The organism is Oleiharenicola sp. Vm1 (genome assembly GCF_047777955.1).
Classification (GTDB): Bacteria; Verrucomicrobiota; Verrucomicrobiia; order Opitutales; family Opitutaceae; genus Didemnitutus.
The window spans coordinates 2406127-2426679 of sequence record NZ_CP180537.1; the positions used below are offsets into that span (position 1 = coordinate 2406127).

Consider the following 20553-nt stretch of genomic DNA (forward strand, 5'->3'; position numbering starts at 1 on the left):
CGGTCCGCGCGGCGCAGGACCGGCGCGGCGGGCTTGCGTCCCGGACGCGGTTGTCGGCGTCGTCGGCGGGGCCGAACGATGCCGCACGCGGAGAGGACTGCGCACTTGCTTCCCGAGTGAGTTTGGGCATTTTCACAATCGTCAAAGGACAGCGGTCCGGCGGGCCACCGGCGTTCAAACGACGGGCTTGCTGTTGACCGCGTCACCTCCACGAATTTACATGGCCAACTCTCTCAAATGCGACCTGTGTTCCAAGCCGGCCACGGTCCATCTCACCCAGATCGTCAACAACAAGATCCACAAGGTTGACCTGTGCGAGGCGTGCGCCCAGGCGAAGGGCGTGACCGATCCCAGCGGCTTCTCGCTGGCCGATCTCCTCGTGAAGGCCTCGCTCAATCCCGAGCCGCGCGGCGATTTGCGGTGCGAGGTCTGCGGTTTCACCCAGCAGGATTTCAAGAAGACCGGGCGCTTCGGCTGCCCGGCCTGCTACGAGGCCTTCGCCGCCACGCTCGAGCCGGTGCTGGACAGCATGCACAAGGGCACGGCGCACATCGGCAAGATCCCGCAGAAGGCGATCGAGCGGAAGTCGCTCTACGAGCGCCTCACGCAGCTCGAGAGCGAACTCGACCAGGCGATCAAGACCGAGCGTTACGAGGATGCCGCGCGCTACCGCGACGAGATCACGCAGGTCCGCCAGGCCGTCGGCAAGAAGACGCGCCAGCCCAGCTGACATGAAGATCAACGATCTCATCGCCGCCCCTTCCGAGCTGACCGACACCTCGGCCAGCAAGAGCGCGGTCGTGCTCATGACGCGCATCCGCCTCGCCCGCAACCTGGCCCGCCTGCCGTTTCCCGGCTGGGCGAAGGAGGCGCAGCGCCGCGAAGTCCTCGGCACCTGCCTGCAGGCCGTCTCGTCGCTCCCGCAGATGAAGCGCGGGCTCGCCGTCGCGGTCGAGGACCTCTCCGAGCTCGAGCGCCAGATCCTCGTCGAGCGCCACCTTATCAGCCGCGAGCTCAGTCACGCCAAGGCCGGGGCCGGCATGGTGATCAGCAAGGACCAGTCCTGCGTCGTGATGATCAACGAGGAGGATCACCTGCGCATCCAGGTCCTGCGGGCCGGCTTCCAGTTCAAGAAGGTCTGGAACACCATCGACGCGCTCGACACCGAGCTCGAGGAGCACCTCGACTACGCCTTCAACCCGCAGCTCGGCTACCTCACCGCCTGTCCGACCAACCTCGGCACCGCGATCCGCGCCTCGACCATGATGCACCTGCCGGCGCTCGTGATCTCCGGGCAGATGGAAAAGGTCGTCCGCGCCGTCAACCAGCTCGGCATGGCGGTGCGCGGCCTGTTCGGCGAGGGTTCGGACGCGAGCGGCTCGATCTTCCAGATCTCGAACCAGACCACGCTCGGCGAGACCGAGGAGGACATCATCAAGCACCTCACCGGCGTGCTGAACACGATCATCGAGCAGGAGCTGAACGCCCGCGAGAAGCTCCTCGAGGGCGAGCAGACCAAGCTCTTCGACAAGATCGGCCGCGCCTACGGCATCCTCCAGCACGGTTTCCTGCTCAATTCCGGCGAGGCGATGAACCTCCTCTCCCTCATCCGCCTCGGCATCGATCTCGGCATCTTCCCGGACACCCAGCGCGCGGTCATCGACCGCCTTTTCATCGAATGCCAGCCCGGGCACATCCAGCATTCCGTCAAGGAGTCCGTCGAGGCCGGCCAGCGCGACGTCATGCGCGGCCAGCTGCTCCGGGCGGAATTTGCCAAAGTGCCCGGTCCGGACTTCAGTAACGCCACCAAGTAACCGATTTTACTTTCGAAAGCCCACATGGAACCCATGAACAACTTCACGCCGCGCGCGCAGCAAGTGCTCGCGCTGGCTCGCAAGGAGGCCGACCGCTTCCACCACAATTACGTCGGCACGGAGCACCTGTTGTTGGGCTTGATCAAGCTCGGGCAGGGCGTGGCCGTCAGCGTGCTGCAGAAGATGGGCCTCGACCTGGAAACCGTCCGCGGGGAGGTCGAGAAGCAGGTCGGCACCGGCCAGGAGAGCAAGACGCCCGCCAGCAGCATCCCCTACACGCCGCGCGTGAAGAAGGTCCTCGCGCTCGCCGGCAAGGAGGCCAAGGCCCTCAACCATTCCTACGTCGGCACCGAGCACATCCTCCTCGGCCTCCTCCGCGAGGGCGAGGGCGTGGCCGCCCGCGTGCTGAAGTCGCTCGACATCGACATCGAGCGGACCCGGAACGAGATCCTCCGCGAACTCGACCCGCAGTTCTCCGCCGGCCAGGGCGGCGAGGGCGGGGCGGGAGGCGCCGGCGCGGCCGGGGCGGGTGGCGGCGGCGAGGAGCCGTCCTCCTCGCGCTCCAGCCCCGAGGACAAGAAAGAAGTCAAGACTCCGGCCCTGAAGGCCTTCGGCCGCGACCTCACCGAACTCGCCCGCAAGGGCGAGATGGACCCGGTCGTGGGCCGCAAGAACGAGATCCGCCGCGTCATCCAGATCCTCTGCCGTCGCACCAAGAACAACCCGGTGCTCGTCGGCGAGGCCGGCGTCGGCAAGACCGCGATCGTCGAGGGCCTGGCCCAGGAGATCGCCAAGGGCAACGTCCCCGAGATCCTGGCGGAGAAGCGCGTCATCACCCTTGACCTCGCCCTCATGGTCGCCGGCACGAAATACCGCGGCCAGTTCGAGGAGCGCATCAAGGCGGTGATGGACGAGATCAAGCGCGCCAAGAACGTCATCATCTTCATCGACGAGCTGCACACCATCGTCGGCGCCGGCGCCGCCGAGGGCGCGATGGACGCCTCGAACATCTTCAAGCCCGCGCTCTCGCGCGGCGAGCTGCAGTGCATCGGCGCGACCACCCTCAACGAGTATCGCAAATACATCGAGAAGGACTCCGCCCTCGACCGCCGCTTCCAGAGCGTGAAGGTCGAGCCGCCCTCCGTCGAGGACACCGTCATCATCCTCAAGGGCATCCGCGGCAAGTATGAGGAGCACCACAAGGCGACCTTCACCGACAAGGCCGTCGAGGCCGCCGCCAAGCTCTCGGATCGCTACATCACCGGCCGCTTCCTGCCCGACAAGGCGATCGACGTCCTCGACGAGGCCGGTTCGCGCGCGCGCATCAGCTCGCTCAACCGCCCGCCGGAAATCGAGGAGATGACCAAGGAGATCGACGAGGTCTGCGCCCAGAAGGAGCAGGCCATCGCCGCCCAGCACTTCGAGGAAGCCGCGAAATATCGCGACAAGGAGAAGCAGCTCCGCGCCAAGCAGGAGCAGATGATCGAGGAGTGGAAGAAGACCCGGGACGAGCATCGCGTCGTCATCGACGAGGAGATGATGGCCCAGGTCGTCTCCGACTGGACCGGCATCCCGCTCAGCCGCCTCGAGAAGAAGGAGAGCGAGAAGCTGCTCACCCTCGAACAGGAACTCCAGAAGGTCATCATCGGCCAGGATCCCGCCACCGTCGCGATCGCGCGCGCCCTGCGCCGCAGCCGCGCCGACCTCAAGGATCCGCGCCGCCCGATCGGCTCGTTCATGTTCCTCGGACCGACCGGCGTCGGCAAGACCGAGCTCGCCAAGCAGCTCGCCGCGCAGATCTTCGGCTCGCAGGACGCGATCGTGCAGATCGACATGTCCGAATACATGGAGAAGTTCTCCGTCTCGCGCCTCATCGGCTCGCCTCCGGGCTACGTCGGCTACGAGGAGGGCGGCCAGCTCACCGAGGCGGTTCGCCGCCGCCCGTATTCCGTCGTCCTCTTCGACGAGATCGAGAAGGCGCACCCGGATGTCGTGCAGCTCATGCTGCAAATCCTCGAGGACGGCCGCCTGACCGACTCGCTCGGCCGCACGGTCGACTTCCGCAACACGATCATCCTGATGACGACCAACGTCGGCGCGAAGTTGATCCAGAACCAGACCACCATGGGCTTCGCCGCCGCGGCGAAATCGGACTTCCACGACCAGGACAAGCTCAAGGAAAAGGTGCTCGAGGAGGCCAAGCGCGTCTTCAAGCCCGAGTTCCTCAACCGCATCAACGACCTCGTCGTCTTCAAGCCGCTCGGCAAGGAGGAGCTGATCAAGATCGTCGACATCGAGGTCACGAAGGTCAGCAAGCGCCTCGCCGCGCGCCACATCCTCCTCGAGTTCTCGCCCGAGTCGAAGCTCCTGCTCATCGAGAAGGGCTACGACGAGAAATACGGCGCGCGCCCGCTGCGCCGGGCCGTCGAGCACTACCTCGAGGACCCGCTCGCCGAGGCCATGCTCCGCGGCGACGTGAAGGAAGGCGACCCGATCGTTGTCGTGCGCAACGGCGACAAGCTCGAGTTCAAGCAGAAGACGCCCACCGCCGACACCGGCGTGTCGTCCTGAGCGCGTCCCCGCCTTGAGCGCTTTCAGCCCGCCGCACCCCGGCGGGCTTTTTGTTGTCGCGTCGCGCGCCGCCCGCTTTCCTGCCGGCGTGCGACTGCTCCCGATCCTCGCCCTCCTGTTCGTGCCGCTCGGCGCGCAGGAGGCGTCGATTCCGGCGGATGAACTCGCGCGTCCGCCGTCCGCCGCGCGGCTCGACGCGCTCGTGGCCGCGGCGGCGCGTGACGGGTGGGGGCGCGCGGTGCCGGCGCTTCGCGCCGCGGCGCTCGCCGCCTACGAGCGCGAGCCGGCCGGGGCCGCGCCATGGTATCTGCTTTACCGCTGGGCCCGGCTCCTGGGCACGCCGCGCCGGCAGGCGCTGGAGGATTGGATCAAGGCGGTCGAGACCGCCGGCGGCGCGCACGCCAACATGCCGCTGCAGTATGCGCTGCCGGCGGGCTCGCTGAGCGGATTGCTCAGCCCGGAACTCCAGCGCTGGCTCGTCGGCAGCCCGGCGTTTTCCCAGGAGTTCTTCGCGACGCTGTCGCCGCAGGACAACCCTTGCGAGGTGCTCGCGCTTCTCGCCCGGCTCCGAGCCGGGGCCGCGGCCGACTTCGCCGACTACGCCTCGCTCGCGCTCGCCATCGCCGTCGTCTACGACGTGCCGCCGCCGCCCGACTGGCCGCACGGCCAGGTGAGCGCGCGGCTGCTGCCGCGCCGCCTGCCGGACCCGCTCGCGGCCTTCAACTACTGGGTCAAGCTCGACCGCGCGAACATCGCCGCGCACCAGCTGAAGCATCTGCCCGCGGCCGAGCTGAAGTTCGTGGTCGATACGAGCACGCCGTTTTCCGAACTGGTCTGGGCGCGGCAGAACGTCACCCCTCCGCTGTCGGAACTGGCGAAGGCCTACGACATGGTCCGCTACCGCCAGGACCGGGTGGTGAAGAATCAGTTCACGTGGCCGGGTGCCGATTATTCGCTGCAATCGATCCTGCGCGAGGGAGGCATCTGCGTCGACCAAGCGTATTTCGCCGCCAACGCCGGCAAGGCCCGCGGCGTGCCCACGCTGCTTTTCCGCGGCGCCGGGCTCGACGGCCGGCACGCCTGGTTCGGCTTCCTGTCGCCCAACGGCTGGGTGATGGACGCCGGGCGCTACGCCGAGCAGAAGTTCGTGGCGGGCCTGGTGCGCGACCCGCAGACGTGGCGCGAGATGACCGACCACGAGCTCGCGTTCGTTTCCGAGCGCTTCCGGGCGCTGCCGCTCTACCAGCTCTCCGAGATCCACGCCGAGTTCGCCCAGGAGTATCTGCGCGCCGGCAACCCGGCGGCGGCCCTCCGCGCTGCGCGCGAGGCCGTCAACCGCGAGCGGCGCAATCTCCACGCCTGGCAGGTGCTCATCGCCGCCCAGCCGGCGGCGGCGGTCGACCGGCGCGAGCGCGAGGGCACGCTGCGCGAGGCGATGGCGGCGTTCGGACGCTATCCGGATCTCGAGCTGGCCTTCGGGCGGCAGCTCGTCGCCAGCCTGCGCGAGCGCGGCGAGGAGCCTGGCGGCGGCCGAGGAGCAGCGGCTGGTGCGGAAGTATCAGGGCAACCGGATCGACCTCAGCTACCAGCAGGCGGGGGAGATGCTCCAACGCAGCCTGCAGTCCGACGACATTTCCACCCAGTTTCGCACCTACCAGCGCCTGCTTGATACCTACGGCGGCGGCGCGGGCATCGATTTCTTCGACAAGGTGGTCCGGCCGTTCGTCGACCACCTGCGCCAGCGGGGCGAGGTGGCGAACGCCCTGAACGCGCTCGATCGCGCCCGCCGCACCCTGCGCGTGCCGAAGGGCAGCCAGATCGAGGGCGAGATCGACCGACTCGCCGCCGAGTTGCGGAAAGGATCCTGAACCCCCGCAACCGGCTGGCCGGGCGGAACGTCATAGGAAAATTCCGGACGGAAAGATGAACCTTTTCCTGCTTGTGCGAGTCTTACCGCCCGGTTCACTCCAAATCTTCCCATGTTTGACGTCTTCCGGGGCGCAGGCCTCCTGATCTATCCACTCGCTCTTTGCTCGATCGCCGCGGTGTTCATCATCTGCGAACGCATCTACGCCCTCCGCAAGGCGGCCGTGCTGCCCGACGACCTGGTCGACGCCGTCTTCCAGAACAAGCCCTTCGCCGGCGGCAAGCACTCCGTGCTGGCCCGGGTGCTCGATTACGCGGAGCAGCACAAGGACGACCCGGACGCCGTGAAGGCCTTCGCCCGCCTCGAGATCAACCGCATGGAGCGCGGCATCCCGTATCTCGACGTCATCTACGCCGCCGCGCCGCTCATCGGCCTCACCGGCACGGTCACGGGCCTCCTGCAGGTCTTCTCGCAGATCTCGCCCGAGACCGGCCTGCCGGACCCGGTGGCGTTCACCAAGGGCGTCGCCCTCGCGCTCTCCGCGACCGTCATCGGTCTCTGCATTGCCATCCCGTCGCTGGTCGGCGGCGGCTACCTGCAGCGCAAGGTCGAGAACTACGCCGTGCAGATCGACGTGCTCCTCGAGCGCGTGCTCAGCCGCAATCGCCAGTCATGAGCGGCCTCCATCAACGCCGCCGGAAGCGGCCCGAGATGAACCTCGTGCCGTTGATCGACGTGCTCGTGATGCTGATCTTCTTCGCGTTCGTCACGATGCAGTTCCGCTCGGTGGCGACCATGAACCTGACGCTCCCGAAGGTGGAGACGGCGGGCAAGAGCGAGCTCAAGGACTCCCTCACCATCACGATCACGAAGGAGGGCGAGTTCACCTTCCAGTCCGGCGCGCGCAGCCGCAAGGTGTCGCTCGACGAGCTGGAGAAGCTCATCCACGAGGTCGGCGGCATCAGCAAGGACATCACCGTCCTCATCCGCTCGGACGAGAACACGCCGCTGCGCCACATCACCGGCGCGATGGACATCTGCCGCAAGAACGGCCTGAACAAGATCCGGCTGCAGTCGCGCTGAGGCGCGCCAGTTTTGAGTTGAGAGTTGAGGGTTGAGAGAAGACGGATTGGGTCTCTCCACACTCAACCAGCGACCCTCAACTCCTCATGTTCATCGTCATCACCGGCTGCACCAAGGGACTCGGGCGCGCGCTCGCCGAGTGGTATATCGCCAACGGGCACACGGTGGCGGGTTGCGGACGCAGCGCGGAGATCCTCGACCTGCGCTTCTCGCATCCGGCGCCGCATGATTTCTCCGTCGTCGACGTGACCGACGAAACCAAGGTCTCGATTTGGGCCGCGAAGCTGTGCGGACCGGACGTTGCGCCCGACGTGCTCATCTGCAACGCGGCGGTGATGAACCAGCCGGCGCCGCTCTGGAAAGTGCCGGCGCAGGAGTTCAATCGACTGATCGACATCAACGTCAAAGGCGTCGCCACGGTCATCCGTCACTTTGCGCCGCACATGATCGCGCGCGGCACGGGCACGATCGTGACGCTCAGCTCCGGTTGGGGCCGCAGCACGTCGCCGGAGGTCGCGCCATATTGCGCATCGAAGTATGCGATCGAGGGGCTCACGCAGGCGCTCGCGCAGGAATTGCCGAAGGGCATGGCCGCCGTGCCGCTGAATCCGGGCGTGATCGACACGGACATGTTGCGCCAGGCGTGGTCCGACGGTGCGAGCAGCTACGTGAAGCCGACGGAGTGGGCGAAGACCGCCGCGCCGTTCATCCTCGAGCTCGGGCCCAAGGACAACGGCCGCCCCGCCACCGTGCCGCGCTACGCGCACGAGTGAGCGCGGCGCACGGCGGGCGCGCCTATTGCGCGCCCTTGAGGTTCAGGTTGAAGAACTCGATGACGCGCTGTTGCTGGCGCAGCTTCACCACCGGGTCGCTGACCATGTGCGTGCCGAGCATCGGCAGCAGCTCGTAGGGCCGGCCGGCCATGAACAGCGCGTCGGCGAGCTGCAGCGTGTGCTGGAAATACACGTTGTCGTCGGTGAGGCCGTGGATCAGCAGCAGCGGGCGGCGCAGCTCGTTCGCGTAGGTCGTGACGTCGCTGACGCGATACGCCTCGGGATGGGCCTGCGGCAGGCCGAGGTAGCGCTCGGTGTAGTGCGTGTCGTAGTTTTCCCACGTCACCACCGGGGCGCCCGCGACTCCGGCGCGGAAGAAGTCCGGACGACGGATCGTGGCCATGGCGCTGAAATAGCCGCCGAAGGACCAGCCGGTCACGCCGACGCGCGCGAGGTCGAGCTCGGGGTATTGCGCGGCGAGGGCGGTCAGGCCGGCGATCTGGTCGTTGAGCGCGATGTCGATGAAGTTGCCCTTGATCACGCGCTCCCAGTCGCGGCCCTTCCAGGGCGTGCCGCGGCCGTCGAGGCGGACGACGACATAGCCTTGATCCGCCATCCACTGGTCGGGCAGGTAGTCGCGGATCGTGGCGTTGACGCGCTTGGCCGTCGGGCCGGCGTAGACGGAGAGGATCACCGGATACTTCTTGCCGGCCTCGAACTTGCGCGGCCGCGTGATGGCGGCGTCGAAGGACGGGGCGCTCTTGGTCCGGGTCAGCTCCGTGGTCGGGCGCTGGGGCATCGGTTCCGCGACCGTGCGCAGCACGGCGAGCGGCCGACCGTTGCCGTCGATGACGTCGACGCCGTAGGTGCCGTTGAAGCGGTCGAAGGTGTGCACCAGCCGCTGGCCGTTCTCGCCGATGGTGGCTCCGTGGTGTCCGACGTCGCGCGTGAGCGGCGAACCGGGACCGCCGGTGAGTGGGAAACGCCACAGGTGCACCTCGCGGGCGTCGAGGCTGCCGCGGGCGAAAACCACGCCGGCGGTCTCGTCGATGCCGACCAGGCCGCGGAGGCTGAAGCTGGTGGGCGTGAGTTCGCGCAGGAGGCGCCCCGCGGCGTCGCGCAGCTCGATCTGCCAAGCGCCGCGGCGCTCGGTCGTCCAGAGGAAGCGTGAGCCGTCCTTCGTCCAGACCGGGGTCTCGCACTCGTAGTCGAGGTTGAGCCAGGCCGGGTCGGTTTCCTTGAGAATCTCGCTCGTGCCGCCGGTTCGCGGGTCGACGGCCAGCAGCACCTGCTCGGTCTGCTCGCGGTTCTGCACCAGGATTGTCAGCGGTGCGCGGGCGTTGGTCCAGTTGACTCGGGCCAGGTAGGGGTAGCGCGCGGCGTCCCACTGCACCCAGGTGGTTGCGCCGCCCGCGGCCGGCAGGAGACCGAGGCGCACGCGGGCGTTGGGCGAGCCGGCCTTCGGGTAGCCGAACGCGGCGGGTTTCTCCTCCGGGTGCAGCGCGTTGGCGATGTAGCGGGTCTCGACCTCGCTCTCGTCCGTTTCCTGGTAAAGCAGCGTGGCGGAATCGGGCGACCACCAGAAGCCCTCGTCGCGCTTCATCTCCTCCTGGGCGACGAACTCGGAAACGCCATGGCTGAGCGTGGCGGTCGCGCCGGTCGTGAGCGGCCGCGCGCGGTTGGTCGCGAGCTCGATGACGTGGAGCTCGCGATCCTTCGCCGCCGCGACGAAGCGACCGTCCGGCGAGAAGCGCGGATCGATCCAGTTCTGGCCGGGCAATTCGGTGAACTTCAGGTCGGCGCGGTTGACGAGGTAGAGCTTGCCCGAGAGCGAGACGAGCAGGCGTGTGCCGTCCTTGGTCAGCTGGAAGGCGGTGAAGCCGCGGAGGCTCTGCCGCTGGCGTTCGCGCCGGGACTTCTCCTCGGCGGTGAGCTGCTCTTCGCCGCCGGCGAGGATCTGCTCCGGCGACAGCAGCTCGCGCTCGCTGCCGTCGGCGATGGTGAATTCGTAGAGGCGCAGCGTGGGGTCGCGCGGCTGCGCGCGCAGGAAGATGACGTGCTCGCCGTCGGGGGTGAGCCGGGCCGACACCGGGCGTCCGAGGGTGTAGTTCCGCGTCTCCGCCAGGTCGCGAAAGTAGCGGAGACTGGGATCGTCGTCGGCGCGGAGGCCGACGGCCGCGGCAAGGGACATCGCCACCAGGGCGAGGGGGCACAGGAAACGCATGAGAAGAGGGAAGCCGTTCGCCTGCCAAATGTCGACGGAGCAAACGGCCCGGGCCGAGTGAAAATGCGCGGCGCTGTGTCGGTGCGGCGGCACTTCGCGCTCGTCTCCGGCCACGCGGAGGCGAAGAACGGGACCATGAACACTCGACTGGCTGACAAGGCGCGCGCGTTTCGCGATCTGCACGCCGCGGGCATCTTCGTCGTTCCGAATCCCTGGGATGCGACCTCGGCCCGCCTGCTCGAAGCCCGCGGGTTTCGCGCCCTGGCCACGTCGAGCGCGGCGGCCGCGGCGCTGCTCGGCCGGGCCGACAACGCCCTCACGCGCGACGAGGCGCTGGCGCACGCGCGGCTGATCGCGAACGCGGTCGAGATCCCCGTGTCGGCCGATCTGGAAAACGGCTTCGGCGCGGCGCCGGAGACGGTGGCCGAGACGATCCGCCTCGCGGCGGCCGCGGGCCTGGCGGGCGGTTCGATCGAGGATTTCACGGGCGACCTGCAGGCGCCGCTGTTCGAGATCGGCTTCGCCGCGGAGCGCGTGGCGGCGGCCGTCGCGGCGGCGCGCGCGCTCGCTTTCCCTTCGTCGTGACGGCGCGGGCGGAAAACCTGCTGCATGCCGGCGGCGGAGGCGTCGACGAGACGATCCGGCGGCTGCAGGCCTACGAGGCGGCCGGCGCCGACGTGCTGTTCGCGCCGGGCTTGCGCCAGCTCGACGACATCCGCCGGGTCTGCGCGGCGGTGCGCAAGCCGGTCAACCTCATGGCCAGCATCCCGGGCGCGGGTTTCACGCTGCGCGAGCTCGAGGCGGCCGGCGTGCGCCGCGTCAGCCTCGCGGCATCGCTCTATCGCGCCGCGCTCAGCGGGCTGGACGCGGCGGCGCGGGAGGTGCTCGAGCAGGGGACCTTCGGCTACACCGCCCGTATTCTCAAGAACGACGACGTGAAGCCGCTGCTGCGCGGCTGACGCTCACTCCCGGGCCTTCGAGTCGATGATGAGCGTGACGGGACCGTCGTTGACGAGGGCGACCTGCATCATCGCGCCGAATTCGCCGGTGGCGACCGGTCGCCCGAGGGCCGCGGCCAGCTGCTGCTGGAATTGCTCGTAGAGCGGGCGGGCGACCTCTGGCCGGGCCGTGGCGTTGAACGAGGGGCGCGTGCCCTTGGCCGTGCTGGCGTGCAGGGTGAACTGGCTCACGACCAGGATGCCGCCGGCGATGTCGGCGACGGACAGGTTCATCTTGCCCTCGGCGTCCTCGAAGATGCGCAGGCGGGCCAGTTTCTGCGCAAGCCACTCGCCGTCCGCCGCCGTGTCGTCGGGCACGATGCCCTGCAAAACGAGAAGGCCGCGACCGATTTCGCCGGTGACGCGGCCTTCGACAGTGACTCGGGCGTGGGCGACGCGCTGGACGACGACTCGCATGACGCGCCGCGGCGGCTCAGAGCATCGGCAGGTGCGGCTCGACGTCGGCGTCGTAGTTGATGCCGGGCAGGCCGAAGCCGAACATCTTGAGGAATTCCGTGCGGTAGCCCTCGATGTCGGTCAGCTGGGCGAGGTTTTCGGTCGTGACCTGCGGCCAGAGCTTGGAGACCTCGGCCTGGACGTCGTCGCGCATCTCCCAGTCGTCGATGCGGACGCGGCCCTCGCTGTCGAACTTCGGCTGGTTGCCGTTGTAGAGGTGCGTGGCGAAGAGGCGCTGCATCTGCTCGACCGTGGCCTCGTGGAGGCCCTTGGCCTTCATGACGCGGTAGAGGATGGAAATGTAGAGCGGCACCACGGGAATGGCCGAGCTGGCCTGGGTGACGAGCGCCTTGTTGACGGAGATGAAGGCGCGGCCGCCGACTGCGGCCTTGAGCTGGGCGTCGATCGCCTTGGCGGCGCGCTCGAGGTCGATCTTGGCGCGGCCGATGGTGCCGTCCTTGTAGATCGGCCAGGTGTGGACCGGTCCGATGTAGGAGTAGGAGATCGCGGTGGCGCCGGGAGCGAGGAGCTTCGCGTCGAGCAGCGCCTGCATCCACATCTCCCAGTCCTCGCCGCCCATGACGGCGACGGTGTCGGCCACGCCGGCCTCGTCGGCGGGCGGGATGGTGACTTCGCTGACGATGCCCTTGTCGGTGTCGACGGTCTTGTTGGTGTAGGGCGCGCCGAGCGGCTGGAGAGTGGACTTGTGCACGACGCCGGTGCGCGGGTGCTGGCGGCGCGGCGAGGCGAGCGAGTAGACGACGAGGTCGACCTGGCCGAGGTCGCGGGCGATCGTCTCGATGACCTGTTTCTTGATCTCGTCGGAGAAGGCGTCGCCGTTGACGTTTGCGGCGTAGAGGCCGGCGGCGCGGGCGGCCTGGGTGAAGGCGATCGTGTTATACCAGCCCGGCGTGGCCGGGCGGCCCTCCTCGGAGGGGCGCTCGAAGAACACGCCGAGGGTGGCGGCGCCGGAGCCGAAGGCGGCGGTGATGCGCGAGCCGAGGCCGAAACCGGTGGAGGCACCGATGACGAGGACCTTCTTGGGGCCGTTCTTGATCGGGCCCTTGGACTTCACGTAATCAATCTGCTGCTGGATGTGAGCAGCACAGCCAGCGGGGTGCGCAGTCACGCAGACGAAGCCGCGAACCTTCGGTTTGATGATCATACGCGCGCGAGTCTCTGGGCGGTCCGCCGAGTGACAAGAGCCAACTTTCCCGGGGCGAAATTATGCTCGCCAGCCCGCGCGGCGTTCCGCAACGCGTTACTGTTTGCCGAGCAGGACGAGCGGTCCCTCGGCCTTGGGCACGCCACCTTTTTTCTCGAGGCTGATGGCGAACGCCGCCGCCTGTTTCACCGGCTTGTCGGCCTTGAAGGTGAGCACGGCGTGACCGGTGGAGTCCGGCTTGAACACGCCGCCGTCGACGGGGATCGGATACTGCGGGTCGATGACCCAGATCTGGTAGTCCTGCTCGGCGGCGATGGCGGGCAGCTTCTCGACGGTGAGCAGGCCGCTTTGCTGCTCGGGGTCCCAGACGGCGATCGCTTTCGCCTCCGGGGTGTTGCCGAGGAGCGAGGCGAGGGCGGTGATCTTGAGGCGGCTGAGGTCCTCGGTGTGCTTCAGGCGGGCGCCGAGGTCGGCGATCACCTTCTCGGCGAGGACGGTGCGTTCGCCGAGCTGCGTCTGCGCCATCTTGTAGGCGACTTCGGCGAGCTCGCGTTCCGTGCGCAGGGCGGCGTTCTCCGCGCGCAGCGAAACCAGGCGCAGGCCGAGGAAGCCGGCGGTCAGCGCCAGGCAGGCGGCCAGGCCCCACGGGGCGAGCCGCGCGAGGGAAAAGGGGACGACGTTGTCCGGCTGCGCCGCGGCGGACGCTACGGTGCGGGACGGAGCGTCGATCGCGCCCAAGATGCGCGCCTTCAGCGCGGGGGCGGGGCGACCTGGCGCGTCGTGAGTGCGAGCGCGGTGTTGGCCTCGCGCAGTTCGGCGACGAGGACGCCCAGCTCGCGGCGATGGGCGATCTCGGCCTCGAACGCGGCCTTCGCCGTGCCGTCGAGCAGGTCGGCGGAGTAGAGCGCGGCGAGTTCCTCTTGGCGTTCGTCGATCATAGCCGGGAGGAAAGGGATTCGCGCAGCCGGAGCAGGCCGCGGCGGATGCGGGCTTTGACGGTGCCGAGCGGCTCGCCCAGCTTCTGGGCGATTTCCTGCTGGGTGAGCCCGTTGAAGAAGGCGAGTTCGATGGCGCCCTTTTGCTCGGCGGGCAGCGCCCCGAGCGCGGAGCGGACGGCGGTGGCCTTCTCGCGCAGCCACAGGCTGTCGCTCGAATCGAGGTCGGCGTTGTCGGCGGGCAGGATGTCCGGCGCCGAGGCCTGGACGATCTCCTGGCGCCGCGCCCGCATGCGCACGCGGTCGAGGGCGCGGTTGCGAGTGAGGGTGGCGGCCCAGGAAAAATAATTGCCGCGGCTCGGCTCGTAGTCGGCGGCCTTGTTCCAGAGCTGGAGAAACACGTCCTGGACCACGTCCTGCGCCTCGGCCGGGTCGTTGGTGACGCGCAAGGCCAGCGAGTAGAGCGGCTTGGCCAGCAGGTCGTAAAGCCGGCCCAGCGCCGCTTTGTCGCCTCGGGCGAGGGCGGCGGCGAGGGCGCGATGCTCGGCGGCCGGATCACCGGCGGCCTCAGTTGGGGCGGCGGGCGTCATGCGGACAGGCGCGCCGGCCTGGCGGATTTGCCAGTGGGGCGGTGGTGCGCAGAGATCGGCCGTGCACATTTCATCGGTTTACGCGCCGGGGGCGCAGGCGGATGCAGCCTTGGTCGTGCGACACGGTTGGCAACTGGTTTCTTCCCGCCTTACAGCAGCCACAGCCCGACGAGTCCCAGGGCGAGGAGCAACGCGATGTAGCCGAGGATCCGGCGTTCCTGGCGGGTGGTGGAGAAAATCATGGCGAAAGCCCGATGGTGGCCAGGCGGGTGAAAATCTCCTGCACGAGCGGCTCCTGCGCGATCTTTTCCCACGGCTGGTTGCTGGAGAAGCGGACGAAATACTGGTTCCCGTCGCGACGAAAGCCGTAGCGCCACGCGATCTCGAAAAGTGCGGACACGGAGTAGGGGTCGCGGTAGTTGATCACCCGGTCGTTGTAGACGTGCCAGAACCAGACGTGCTGCGGCAGCTGGCCCTGCATGAAAAAACGGTGCTCGGCGACGGCGAGCGTGCGGCCCGCGACTTGCAGGCGGGTCTGCGGGTCCGGGACGCGCCCCGGGACCCAGCCGCCACCCGGCCAGCAGGCGTCGGGCGTGTGCGAGGCGACGGAGCTGACCGACGCGTCGCCCGGCGCCCAGTGGGCGATATAAAGCGTGATCTGCACGACGCCGTCGGGGTGCGGCGGAAGTAGGAGCGCTCCGCCAGCTCGCGCGTGCGGAGCAGGCCCGAGAAGCGGTAGAGGTCGCGCGCCGTCTCCACGTGCCAGCCCGCGGCGGACGCGGGGATGAGCGCCTCCGAGGCGATCGCGGCGACGGCCGGAGCGGTCCGCGCGCCGCTGCGATGGAACGAGGCGAAAAGCACGCCCAGGCCGAGCGCCAGGCACGCGACCGCGGCGAATCCGCCGAGCAGGAAACGGGGCGGGGCCGGGCGCGCCATGGCCGGTTCACCGGCTTTCTCCGGAGCCGGCGGCGGCGAACCGAGCAGGCTCGCGAGTCCGGCGAGGACGAGCGCGGTGAGGCCCAGGATGGCGTAGCCGGTGGCATCGTGCCAGAAGCCGGTGATGTCGGTTCCGGCGTTGGCCATGAGCGTGAGGGTCAGGGAACGGATGAAGTTCATCACGATCGCCAGCACCGGCGCGATCACGATCAGGACCGCGCGACGGCCGGTTCCGCGCACCAGCCACGCGGCGAAGAAGAACCCCGCGTAGAGGCACGAGATGAGCGAGCGGATCCCGCTGCACGCTTCCTCCACGCCGACGCTGGTCGTGGCGAGCTCGATGACGTTGCCCATCTGCCGGGCCGGGACGCCCAGGATGTGCAGCGATTCCAGCACGCCGGTGGTGACCGAATGCTGGAGGGTCAGCATGACGCGCCGGTAGGTGCCCTCGGGCAGGGGCGCGGCGAGCAGCCACAGGCCGAGGGCGGTGAGGATCGTCCAATTGAACGGCAGCGCGCGCACGCGGTCGCTCGACAGCAGGAGCAGCGCGCCGCCCCACAGGACGACCAGCGCCATCGCCAGCACGAAGCCCACCAGCGCATGCGCCCAGCCGACCGTGGCCGCCAGCAGCCCGGCGGCGCCGAAAAGCGCCACGCCCAGCAAGGCGACGGTCAGGGCCGCGCCGCCAAGCCAGGGCGAGTGCGGCAGCCAGCGCGGCGTGCCGTGGCGCGTGCCTTCCCAGAGGAGAAGGCCGAAAACGAGCGGGGCGAAAATCCCGTGCGACAGATCGGGGTTGGTCGTCCACTCGCCCCAGAGCCGGCCGATGAACGCGACTGTGAACACGGCCAGGGGCGCACTCACCCACACCAGCGGCGGCATGATCCAGTCGCGGACGGAGCGTGGGAGGGGGGGCGCAGGAGGCGGCATCGTCGCGCGTCCGACCGTAGGACGCCCGCGGGATCGGGCAAGGCGCATTCTCCGGGTGGAAACGCCACCGGTCCGTTCCACCGGGCGGAGCTTTGACGCCGCGCGGAACTTGGGTTTGGTAGGCCGCATTCCCATGAACCGACTTGCCTCCCTCCTCAGTCTCGTGGCGGCCCTGTCCGCCGCCGCCGTCGCCCACGCTGCGCTCGAAGTCGGCCAACCGGCGCCCGACTTCACCCTCACCGACCTGAACGGCCAATCGCACTCGCTCTCTTCCTTCAAGGGCAAGATCGTCGTGCTCGAATGGGTCAATCCCGAGTGCCCGTTCGTGATCAAACATTACGAGAAATCGACCAACATGCAGGACACGCAGAAGGCCGCGGCCGCGGACGGTGCAGTCTGGCTGCAGATCAACTCGGCGGCCGCCGGCAAGCAGGGCGACTTCGATGCGGCCCGCGCGAAAGCCTGGCAGCAGCGCGTCGGTGCGACCGCCACGGGCTACTTCCGCGACCAGGACGGCAAGGTGGGCAAGCTCTACGATGCGCGCACGACGCCGCACCTCTTCATCATCTCGCCTGAGGGGACGCTGCTTTACCAAGGTGGCATCGACAGCATCCGCTCGGCGAATCCCGACGACATCGCCAAGGCGACCAACTACGTGAAGGCCGCGCTGGCCGAGATCAAGGCCGGCAAGCCGGTCACGCACGCCTCGACGGCGCCCTACGGCTGCTCGGTGAAATACTGAGCCCGCCGCCGCGCGAATCCGATTGTGATCCGAAGCCGGAGCCTGGCGCTCCGGCTTTTTCGTTGTGTCGTGAGATGCGCGCGTCGTGCGCGCGGGCGGATCAGACCTGGGTGGTGAAAAGCTCCGCGTGGAGCTCGCCCTCGGCGACGCGGGTCACCGGGCCCGTCATCCGGATCGCGCATCCGTCACCGATCTCGATGCCGATGCGTCCGCCCGGCATGTGGACGGTCACGTGGCGATCGACCAGCCCGAGACGGTGGGCGGCGGCGGCGGCGGCGCTGGAGCTGCTGCCGGAGGCGAGGGTGTAGCCCGCGCCGCGCTCCCAGATCTCGATCTGGATGTTGGCGCGGTCGATCACGCGCAGGAACTGGACGTTGGTGCGCTTGGGAAAGTCCGGATGCACCTCGATGTCCGGGCCGTAGCGCCGGGCGAGCGACTCGGAGATCTCGTCGAGCGGGATGACGCAGTGCGGGTTGCCGATGGTGGCGGCGGTGAAGGTGAACTCGCGGTCCTGGATGCGCAGCTTCTCACCGACGACCTCGCGCGGCGGACCGGCGACCGGGATTTTTTCGCTGCGGAAGGAAACGCCGCCCATGTCGATGGTGACGAGCGCGCCGTTGTCGCGCACGTGCGCGCTCACGATGCCGCCCGGCGTCTCGATCGTGAAGGGGGCGGCGTCGACCTTCCGGCAATCGAAGAGGTAGCGGGCGAAGATGCGCAGGCCGTTGCCGGATTTTTCCGCTTCGGAACCGTCGGGATTGAAGATGCGCAGGCCGAACGCGGCGCGCGTCGAGCGGAGCGGCCCCCAGAGAATCCCGTCGGAGCCGGCGCCGTAGTTGCGGTGGCAGATCACGCGAATCTGGTCGGGCGTCGGCGCGGTCCAGCCGGGGTAGGCGGCGGGATCGAGCACGAGGTAATCGTTGCCGAGGGCGTGATACTTGGAGAAGCGCATCCGGGCCTTGTGTAGCGGCGTCCCCGGCGCGGGCGCAACGATGCAGTGCGTCCAGCGCGCTCAGTGCCGGCTGCGCGAGTAGAGGTAGAGTCCGTAGACGCCCAGAGCGAGGACGCCGAACGCGAGGGCAAAGGCGACGAAGCATCCGCGCTTCACGGCGGCGGCGGATTTGGCCGGCTCCGCCTGCTGCGCCGCGACCAGCAGATCGAGGCCGGCATCCGCCGACGAGGAGCGCAGCGGAGTGGCCGTCTCGGCCGGGGCGTCCGCGGTTTCCGCGGCGCGGATCTCCGCATCGAGCCAGACGAGGTGCTCCTGCAGGAGCGCACGCTGGCGGCGAAGTTGGTCGAGCCGGTCGGACACGACGGGAAGGTGGGCAAAGGGCGCGGGCGCGGCAAGCCCGGCCAAACAAAGGCGCACCCGCGGGTGCGCCTTGAAATTTAACGAGCGAAGTCGCGGTTCAGACCACGCTCACCGTGCGGTGAGCCTTGTCGAACTGGACGGTGCCGTCGCGGAGGGCGAACAGCGTCCAATCGCGGCCCGTGCCGACGCCGGCGCCGGCGTGGTGCTTGGAGCCGCGCTGGCGGACGATGATGCCGCCGGCGAGGATCTTCTGGCCGCCAAACGCTTTCACACCAAGACGCTTGGAGTGGCTGTCGCGGCCGTTGCTGGATGTTCCCTGACCTTTCTTGTGTGCCATGGCAGTGTTTCCTTAGGCGCTGATGGATTCGATTTTGATGACGGAAAGCTCCTGGCGGTGGCCGCGCTTCTTCTCGTGGCCCTTGCGCTTCTTCTTTTTGAAGACGACGACCTTCTTGCCGCGCTTGTTCTCAAGGACCTTGGCCTTGACGGACGCGCCCGAGAGGAACGGCGTGCCGACCTTGAAGTTGTCACCTTCGCCAGCGGCGAGGACCTCGGTGATTTCCACCGTGGAGCCGGCTTCGGTCTTCGGGTAGCGGTTCACCACGAGGATGTCGCCCTCGCTGACGGAGAACTGTTTGCCCTGTGTCTTGATAGTGGCTTTCATAAATTCAAAGGGCCGAAATAAGGGGAGCGGCCGGAGGGTGTGCAAGGATTTATTTTCGCTTCGCGCTTTCCCGAGTGAAAATGGGCTTCGCGCTGGCGAGGCGCAGCTTGCGGAACGCCCCGGGGCGCGTCAAATCACGAAGATGGCGCGTGTGATTTCGCCCGAAAAATGGCAGGCCCGCGGCACCGTCGCGCTGGCGCGGGCGCTGCTCGGCAAGGTCCTCGTCCGCACGACCGCGGCGGGGCGGGCGGAGCGGGTAATCGTTGAGACGGAGGCCTATGTGGGAGTGCGCGACCTCGCCTGCCACGCGAGCAAGGGCTGCACGCCGCGCACGCAGGTGATGTTCGGCCCGGGCGGGGTCTGGTATGTTTACCTCTGCTACGGCATCCACGAGATGCTCAATCTCGTGACCGGCCCCGCGGGGCGTCCGGAGGCGATTTTGATCCGCGGCGTCGAGGGGGCGGTCGGACCGGGGCGTGTCACGAAACAACTCGGTATCGACCGCGCGCTGAACGCCGCCTGGGCCGCGCCGGAGAGCGGCCTGCATCTCGAGGATCACGGGATCGTGGCGCCGCGGCGCCACGTGATTTCCGGCCCGCGCGTAGGCGTCGACTACGCGGGGCCGATCTGGGCGGCCAAGCCGTGGCGGTTTCGCATCGCGCCGGAGCGATTGGTGCGACCGAGGGGCTGACGGCCACGGCGTGCGTCGGCCGCGATCGATCCGTCACTTGGCCGGCGGCTCGTATTTCGTCATCAGCAGGGAAGCGGTGCCGAATTTCAGCTTCAGTTGCATCCGCACCGGCAGCCGCGAGCCGTCCTGGGCGATCCAGACCTTGATCTCGCCGCCGCGCTTGAAGAGTCCCTTCGGGTCCTTCTCCATGCGGGGAACGAGCACGAGGGTCTTGAATTTGCCGAGGGGAGTGCGGACTTCCTCGTAGCCTTCGGCGTAGATCGAGAGCGCGTAGAGATCGCGCCCGAAGTGCATCAACACGTCGCGCTTTTCGCCGGGCTTCAGGTTCCAGTCGCGCGTCTGGACGAGAGCGCTGATGAGATCGATCGGGTCGCCCTCGGGGATCGGGATGTCCGTGCTGCGCTCGGGGCGGCCGCGGTCGACGTAGTGCGCGATGCGCTTCTCGTAGTCGAAGATCGTCTCGGAGTCGGTCTTGCGCTTGGGATCCTCGCCCGTCTCGTGAACCGACAGCGCCCGGCCGGAGGCGACGTCGATGAGCACGTTGGCGACGTTGTCGAACTCGTAGAGGCCGCGCACGAGGCCGCGCGAGGCGGTGACGGTCGTGACCCGCATCAGCGCGCGGCCCTCGGGCGACTTTTCCGCCTGGGCGGAGATCACGATGTCCCCGGCGTGCGGGAAGATGGCGAAGCCGACCTTGTAGGTGAAACGCTCGCCGTCGACCATCCCGGTGAACGGGGCGGCGCCGAGGGAAAGCGACGAGAGCAGGAGCACGAGGAGGAGGCGGAAGCGCACGGGGCGAACGTGG

23 protein-coding genes and 1 pseudogene are annotated in these 20553 nt (G+C 68.4%); 11 read left to right on the forward strand and 13 right to left on the reverse strand.

The window, feature by feature from the left end:
* Positions 1-220 precede the first annotated feature (220 nt).
* From ACMYLB_RS11840 to ACMYLB_RS11875, 8 genes are all read left to right on the forward strand, one after another.
* Positions 221-730, forward strand: a complete 510-nt coding sequence (locus ACMYLB_RS11840) for a UvrB/UvrC motif-containing protein (RefSeq protein ID WP_415907209.1) — start codon at positions 221-223, stop codon at positions 728-730.
* Between the two features lies 1 nt (position 731).
* Entirely contained in the window at positions 732-1814 is a 1083-nt protein-coding gene (locus tag ACMYLB_RS11845; RefSeq protein WP_415907210.1) for a protein arginine kinase, read from the forward strand.
* 24 nt (positions 1815-1838) lie between these two features.
* Positions 1839-4385 carry an ATP-dependent Clp protease ATP-binding subunit gene (locus tag ACMYLB_RS11850; protein ID WP_415907211.1) on the forward strand — a complete coding sequence of 849 codons (2547 nt, stop codon included), beginning with the start codon at positions 1839-1841 and terminating at the stop codon, positions 4383-4385.
* Positions 4386-4473: 88 nt separating this feature from the next.
* Positions 4474-6054, forward strand: coding sequence for a hypothetical protein (locus ACMYLB_RS11855; RefSeq protein ID WP_415907212.1), 1581 nt, complete (start codon positions 4474-4476; stop codon positions 6052-6054).
* Positions 5987-6253 (forward strand): hypothetical protein, encoded by a 267-nt coding sequence (locus ACMYLB_RS11860; protein WP_415907213.1) that lies wholly within the window; start codon positions 5987-5989, stop codon positions 6251-6253. The genes ACMYLB_RS11855 and ACMYLB_RS11860 overlap by 68 nt, the downstream gene beginning before the upstream one ends.
* Positions 6254-6364: 111 nt before the next feature.
* Positions 6365-6928: a MotA/TolQ/ExbB proton channel family protein gene (locus ACMYLB_RS11865; protein ID WP_415907214.1), complete on the forward strand. Its 564-nt coding sequence runs from the start codon at positions 6365-6367 to the stop codon at positions 6926-6928.
* On the forward strand, positions 6925-7335 hold the full coding sequence (locus ACMYLB_RS11870) for an ExbD/TolR family protein (RefSeq protein WP_415907215.1): 411 nt from the start codon (positions 6925-6927) through the stop codon (positions 7333-7335). Before ACMYLB_RS11865 ends, ACMYLB_RS11870 begins: the two co-directional genes overlap by 4 nt.
* Before the next feature lie 86 nt (positions 7336-7421).
* A complete protein-coding gene (locus tag ACMYLB_RS11875) occupies positions 7422-8108 on the forward strand; it encodes an SDR family oxidoreductase (RefSeq protein ID WP_415907216.1) in 687 nt (228 codons plus the stop codon).
* A 22-nt stretch (positions 8109-8130) separates the two neighbouring features.
* Here the strand turns inward: ACMYLB_RS11875 and ACMYLB_RS11880 are convergent, their stop codons facing one another.
* Complete coding sequence (locus tag ACMYLB_RS11880) at positions 8131-10332, reverse strand: DPP IV N-terminal domain-containing protein (RefSeq protein ID WP_415907217.1); 2202 nt, start codon at positions 10330-10332, stop codon at positions 8131-8133.
* A gap of 135 nt (positions 10333-10467) precedes the next feature.
* Between ACMYLB_RS11880 and ACMYLB_RS11885 the strand changes: the two are divergent.
* A pseudogene (locus ACMYLB_RS11885) lies at positions 10468-11291 on the forward strand (isocitrate lyase/PEP mutase family protein).
* A gap of 3 nt (positions 11292-11294) precedes the next feature.
* Here the strand turns inward: ACMYLB_RS11885 and dtd are convergent.
* From dtd to ACMYLB_RS11920, 7 genes are all read right to left on the reverse strand, one after another.
* A complete protein-coding gene (gene dtd, locus ACMYLB_RS11890; protein ID WP_415907218.1) occupies positions 11295-11747 on the reverse strand; it encodes a D-aminoacyl-tRNA deacylase in 453 nt (150 codons plus the stop codon).
* Positions 11748-11763: 16 nt separating this feature from the next.
* The gene (gene fabV, locus ACMYLB_RS11895; RefSeq protein WP_415907219.1) at positions 11764-12951 is read right to left on the reverse strand and encodes an enoyl-ACP reductase FabV; all 1188 of its coding nucleotides are present in this window, start codon (positions 12949-12951) and stop codon (positions 11764-11766) included.
* Positions 12952-13047: 96 nt separating this feature from the next.
* Positions 13048-13689 (reverse strand): anti-sigma factor domain-containing protein, encoded by a 642-nt coding sequence (locus tag ACMYLB_RS11900; RefSeq protein WP_415907220.1) that lies wholly within the window; start codon positions 13687-13689, stop codon positions 13048-13050.
* 11 nt (positions 13690-13700) lie between these two features.
* A complete protein-coding gene (locus tag ACMYLB_RS11905; protein ID WP_415907221.1) occupies positions 13701-13889 on the reverse strand; it encodes a hypothetical protein in 189 nt (62 codons plus the stop codon).
* Entirely contained in the window at positions 13886-14545 is a 660-nt protein-coding gene (locus ACMYLB_RS11910) for a sigma-70 family RNA polymerase sigma factor (RefSeq protein ID WP_415907222.1), read from the reverse strand. The genes ACMYLB_RS11905 and ACMYLB_RS11910 overlap by 4 nt, the downstream gene beginning before the upstream one ends.
* Positions 14546-14714: 169 nt before the next feature.
* Positions 14715-14957: a hypothetical protein gene (locus ACMYLB_RS11915; protein ID WP_415907223.1), complete on the reverse strand. Its 243-nt coding sequence runs from the start codon at positions 14955-14957 to the stop codon at positions 14715-14717.
* Positions 14900-16273: an exosortase/archaeosortase family protein gene (locus ACMYLB_RS11920; protein ID WP_415907224.1), complete on the reverse strand. Its 1374-nt coding sequence runs from the start codon at positions 16271-16273 to the stop codon at positions 14900-14902. Before ACMYLB_RS11920 ends, ACMYLB_RS11915 begins: the two co-directional genes overlap by 58 nt.
* A gap of 199 nt (positions 16274-16472) precedes the next feature.
* On the opposite strand from ACMYLB_RS11920, the gene ACMYLB_RS11925 reads away from it, so the two are divergent.
* Positions 16473-17081 carry a redoxin domain-containing protein gene (locus tag ACMYLB_RS11925; RefSeq protein WP_415907225.1) on the forward strand — a complete coding sequence of 203 codons (609 nt, stop codon included), beginning with the start codon at positions 16473-16475 and terminating at the stop codon, positions 17079-17081.
* Between the two features lie 100 nt (positions 17082-17181).
* Here ACMYLB_RS11925 and dapF read toward each other — a convergent pair whose 3' ends face one another.
* The 4 genes from dapF to rplU all read right to left on the reverse strand — a co-directional run bounded on the left by dapF (position 17182) and on the right by rplU (position 19057).
* Positions 17182-18033, reverse strand: a complete 852-nt coding sequence (gene dapF / locus ACMYLB_RS11930; protein ID WP_415907226.1) for a diaminopimelate epimerase — start codon at positions 18031-18033, stop codon at positions 17182-17184.
* A 60-nt stretch (positions 18034-18093) separates the two neighbouring features.
* Complete coding sequence (locus ACMYLB_RS11935) at positions 18094-18393, reverse strand: hypothetical protein (RefSeq protein ID WP_415907227.1); 300 nt, start codon at positions 18391-18393, stop codon at positions 18094-18096.
* A gap of 97 nt (positions 18394-18490) precedes the next feature.
* Complete coding sequence (rpmA, locus tag ACMYLB_RS11940; protein WP_415907228.1) at positions 18491-18730, reverse strand: 50S ribosomal protein L27; 240 nt, start codon at positions 18728-18730, stop codon at positions 18491-18493.
* 12 nt (positions 18731-18742) lie between these two features.
* Complete coding sequence (rplU, locus tag ACMYLB_RS11945) at positions 18743-19057, reverse strand: 50S ribosomal protein L21 (RefSeq protein WP_415907229.1); 315 nt, start codon at positions 19055-19057, stop codon at positions 18743-18745.
* Between the two features lie 142 nt (positions 19058-19199).
* On the opposite strand from rplU, the gene ACMYLB_RS11950 reads away from it, so the two are divergent.
* Positions 19200-19748: a DNA-3-methyladenine glycosylase gene (locus ACMYLB_RS11950; RefSeq protein ID WP_415907230.1), complete on the forward strand. Its 549-nt coding sequence runs from the start codon at positions 19200-19202 to the stop codon at positions 19746-19748.
* Positions 19749-19781: 33 nt separating this feature from the next.
* Here ACMYLB_RS11950 and ACMYLB_RS11955 read toward each other — a convergent pair whose 3' ends face one another.
* Entirely contained in the window at positions 19782-20540 is a 759-nt protein-coding gene (locus ACMYLB_RS11955) for a DUF3108 domain-containing protein (protein ID WP_415907231.1), read from the reverse strand.
* Positions 20541-20553: the final 13 nt, after the last annotated feature.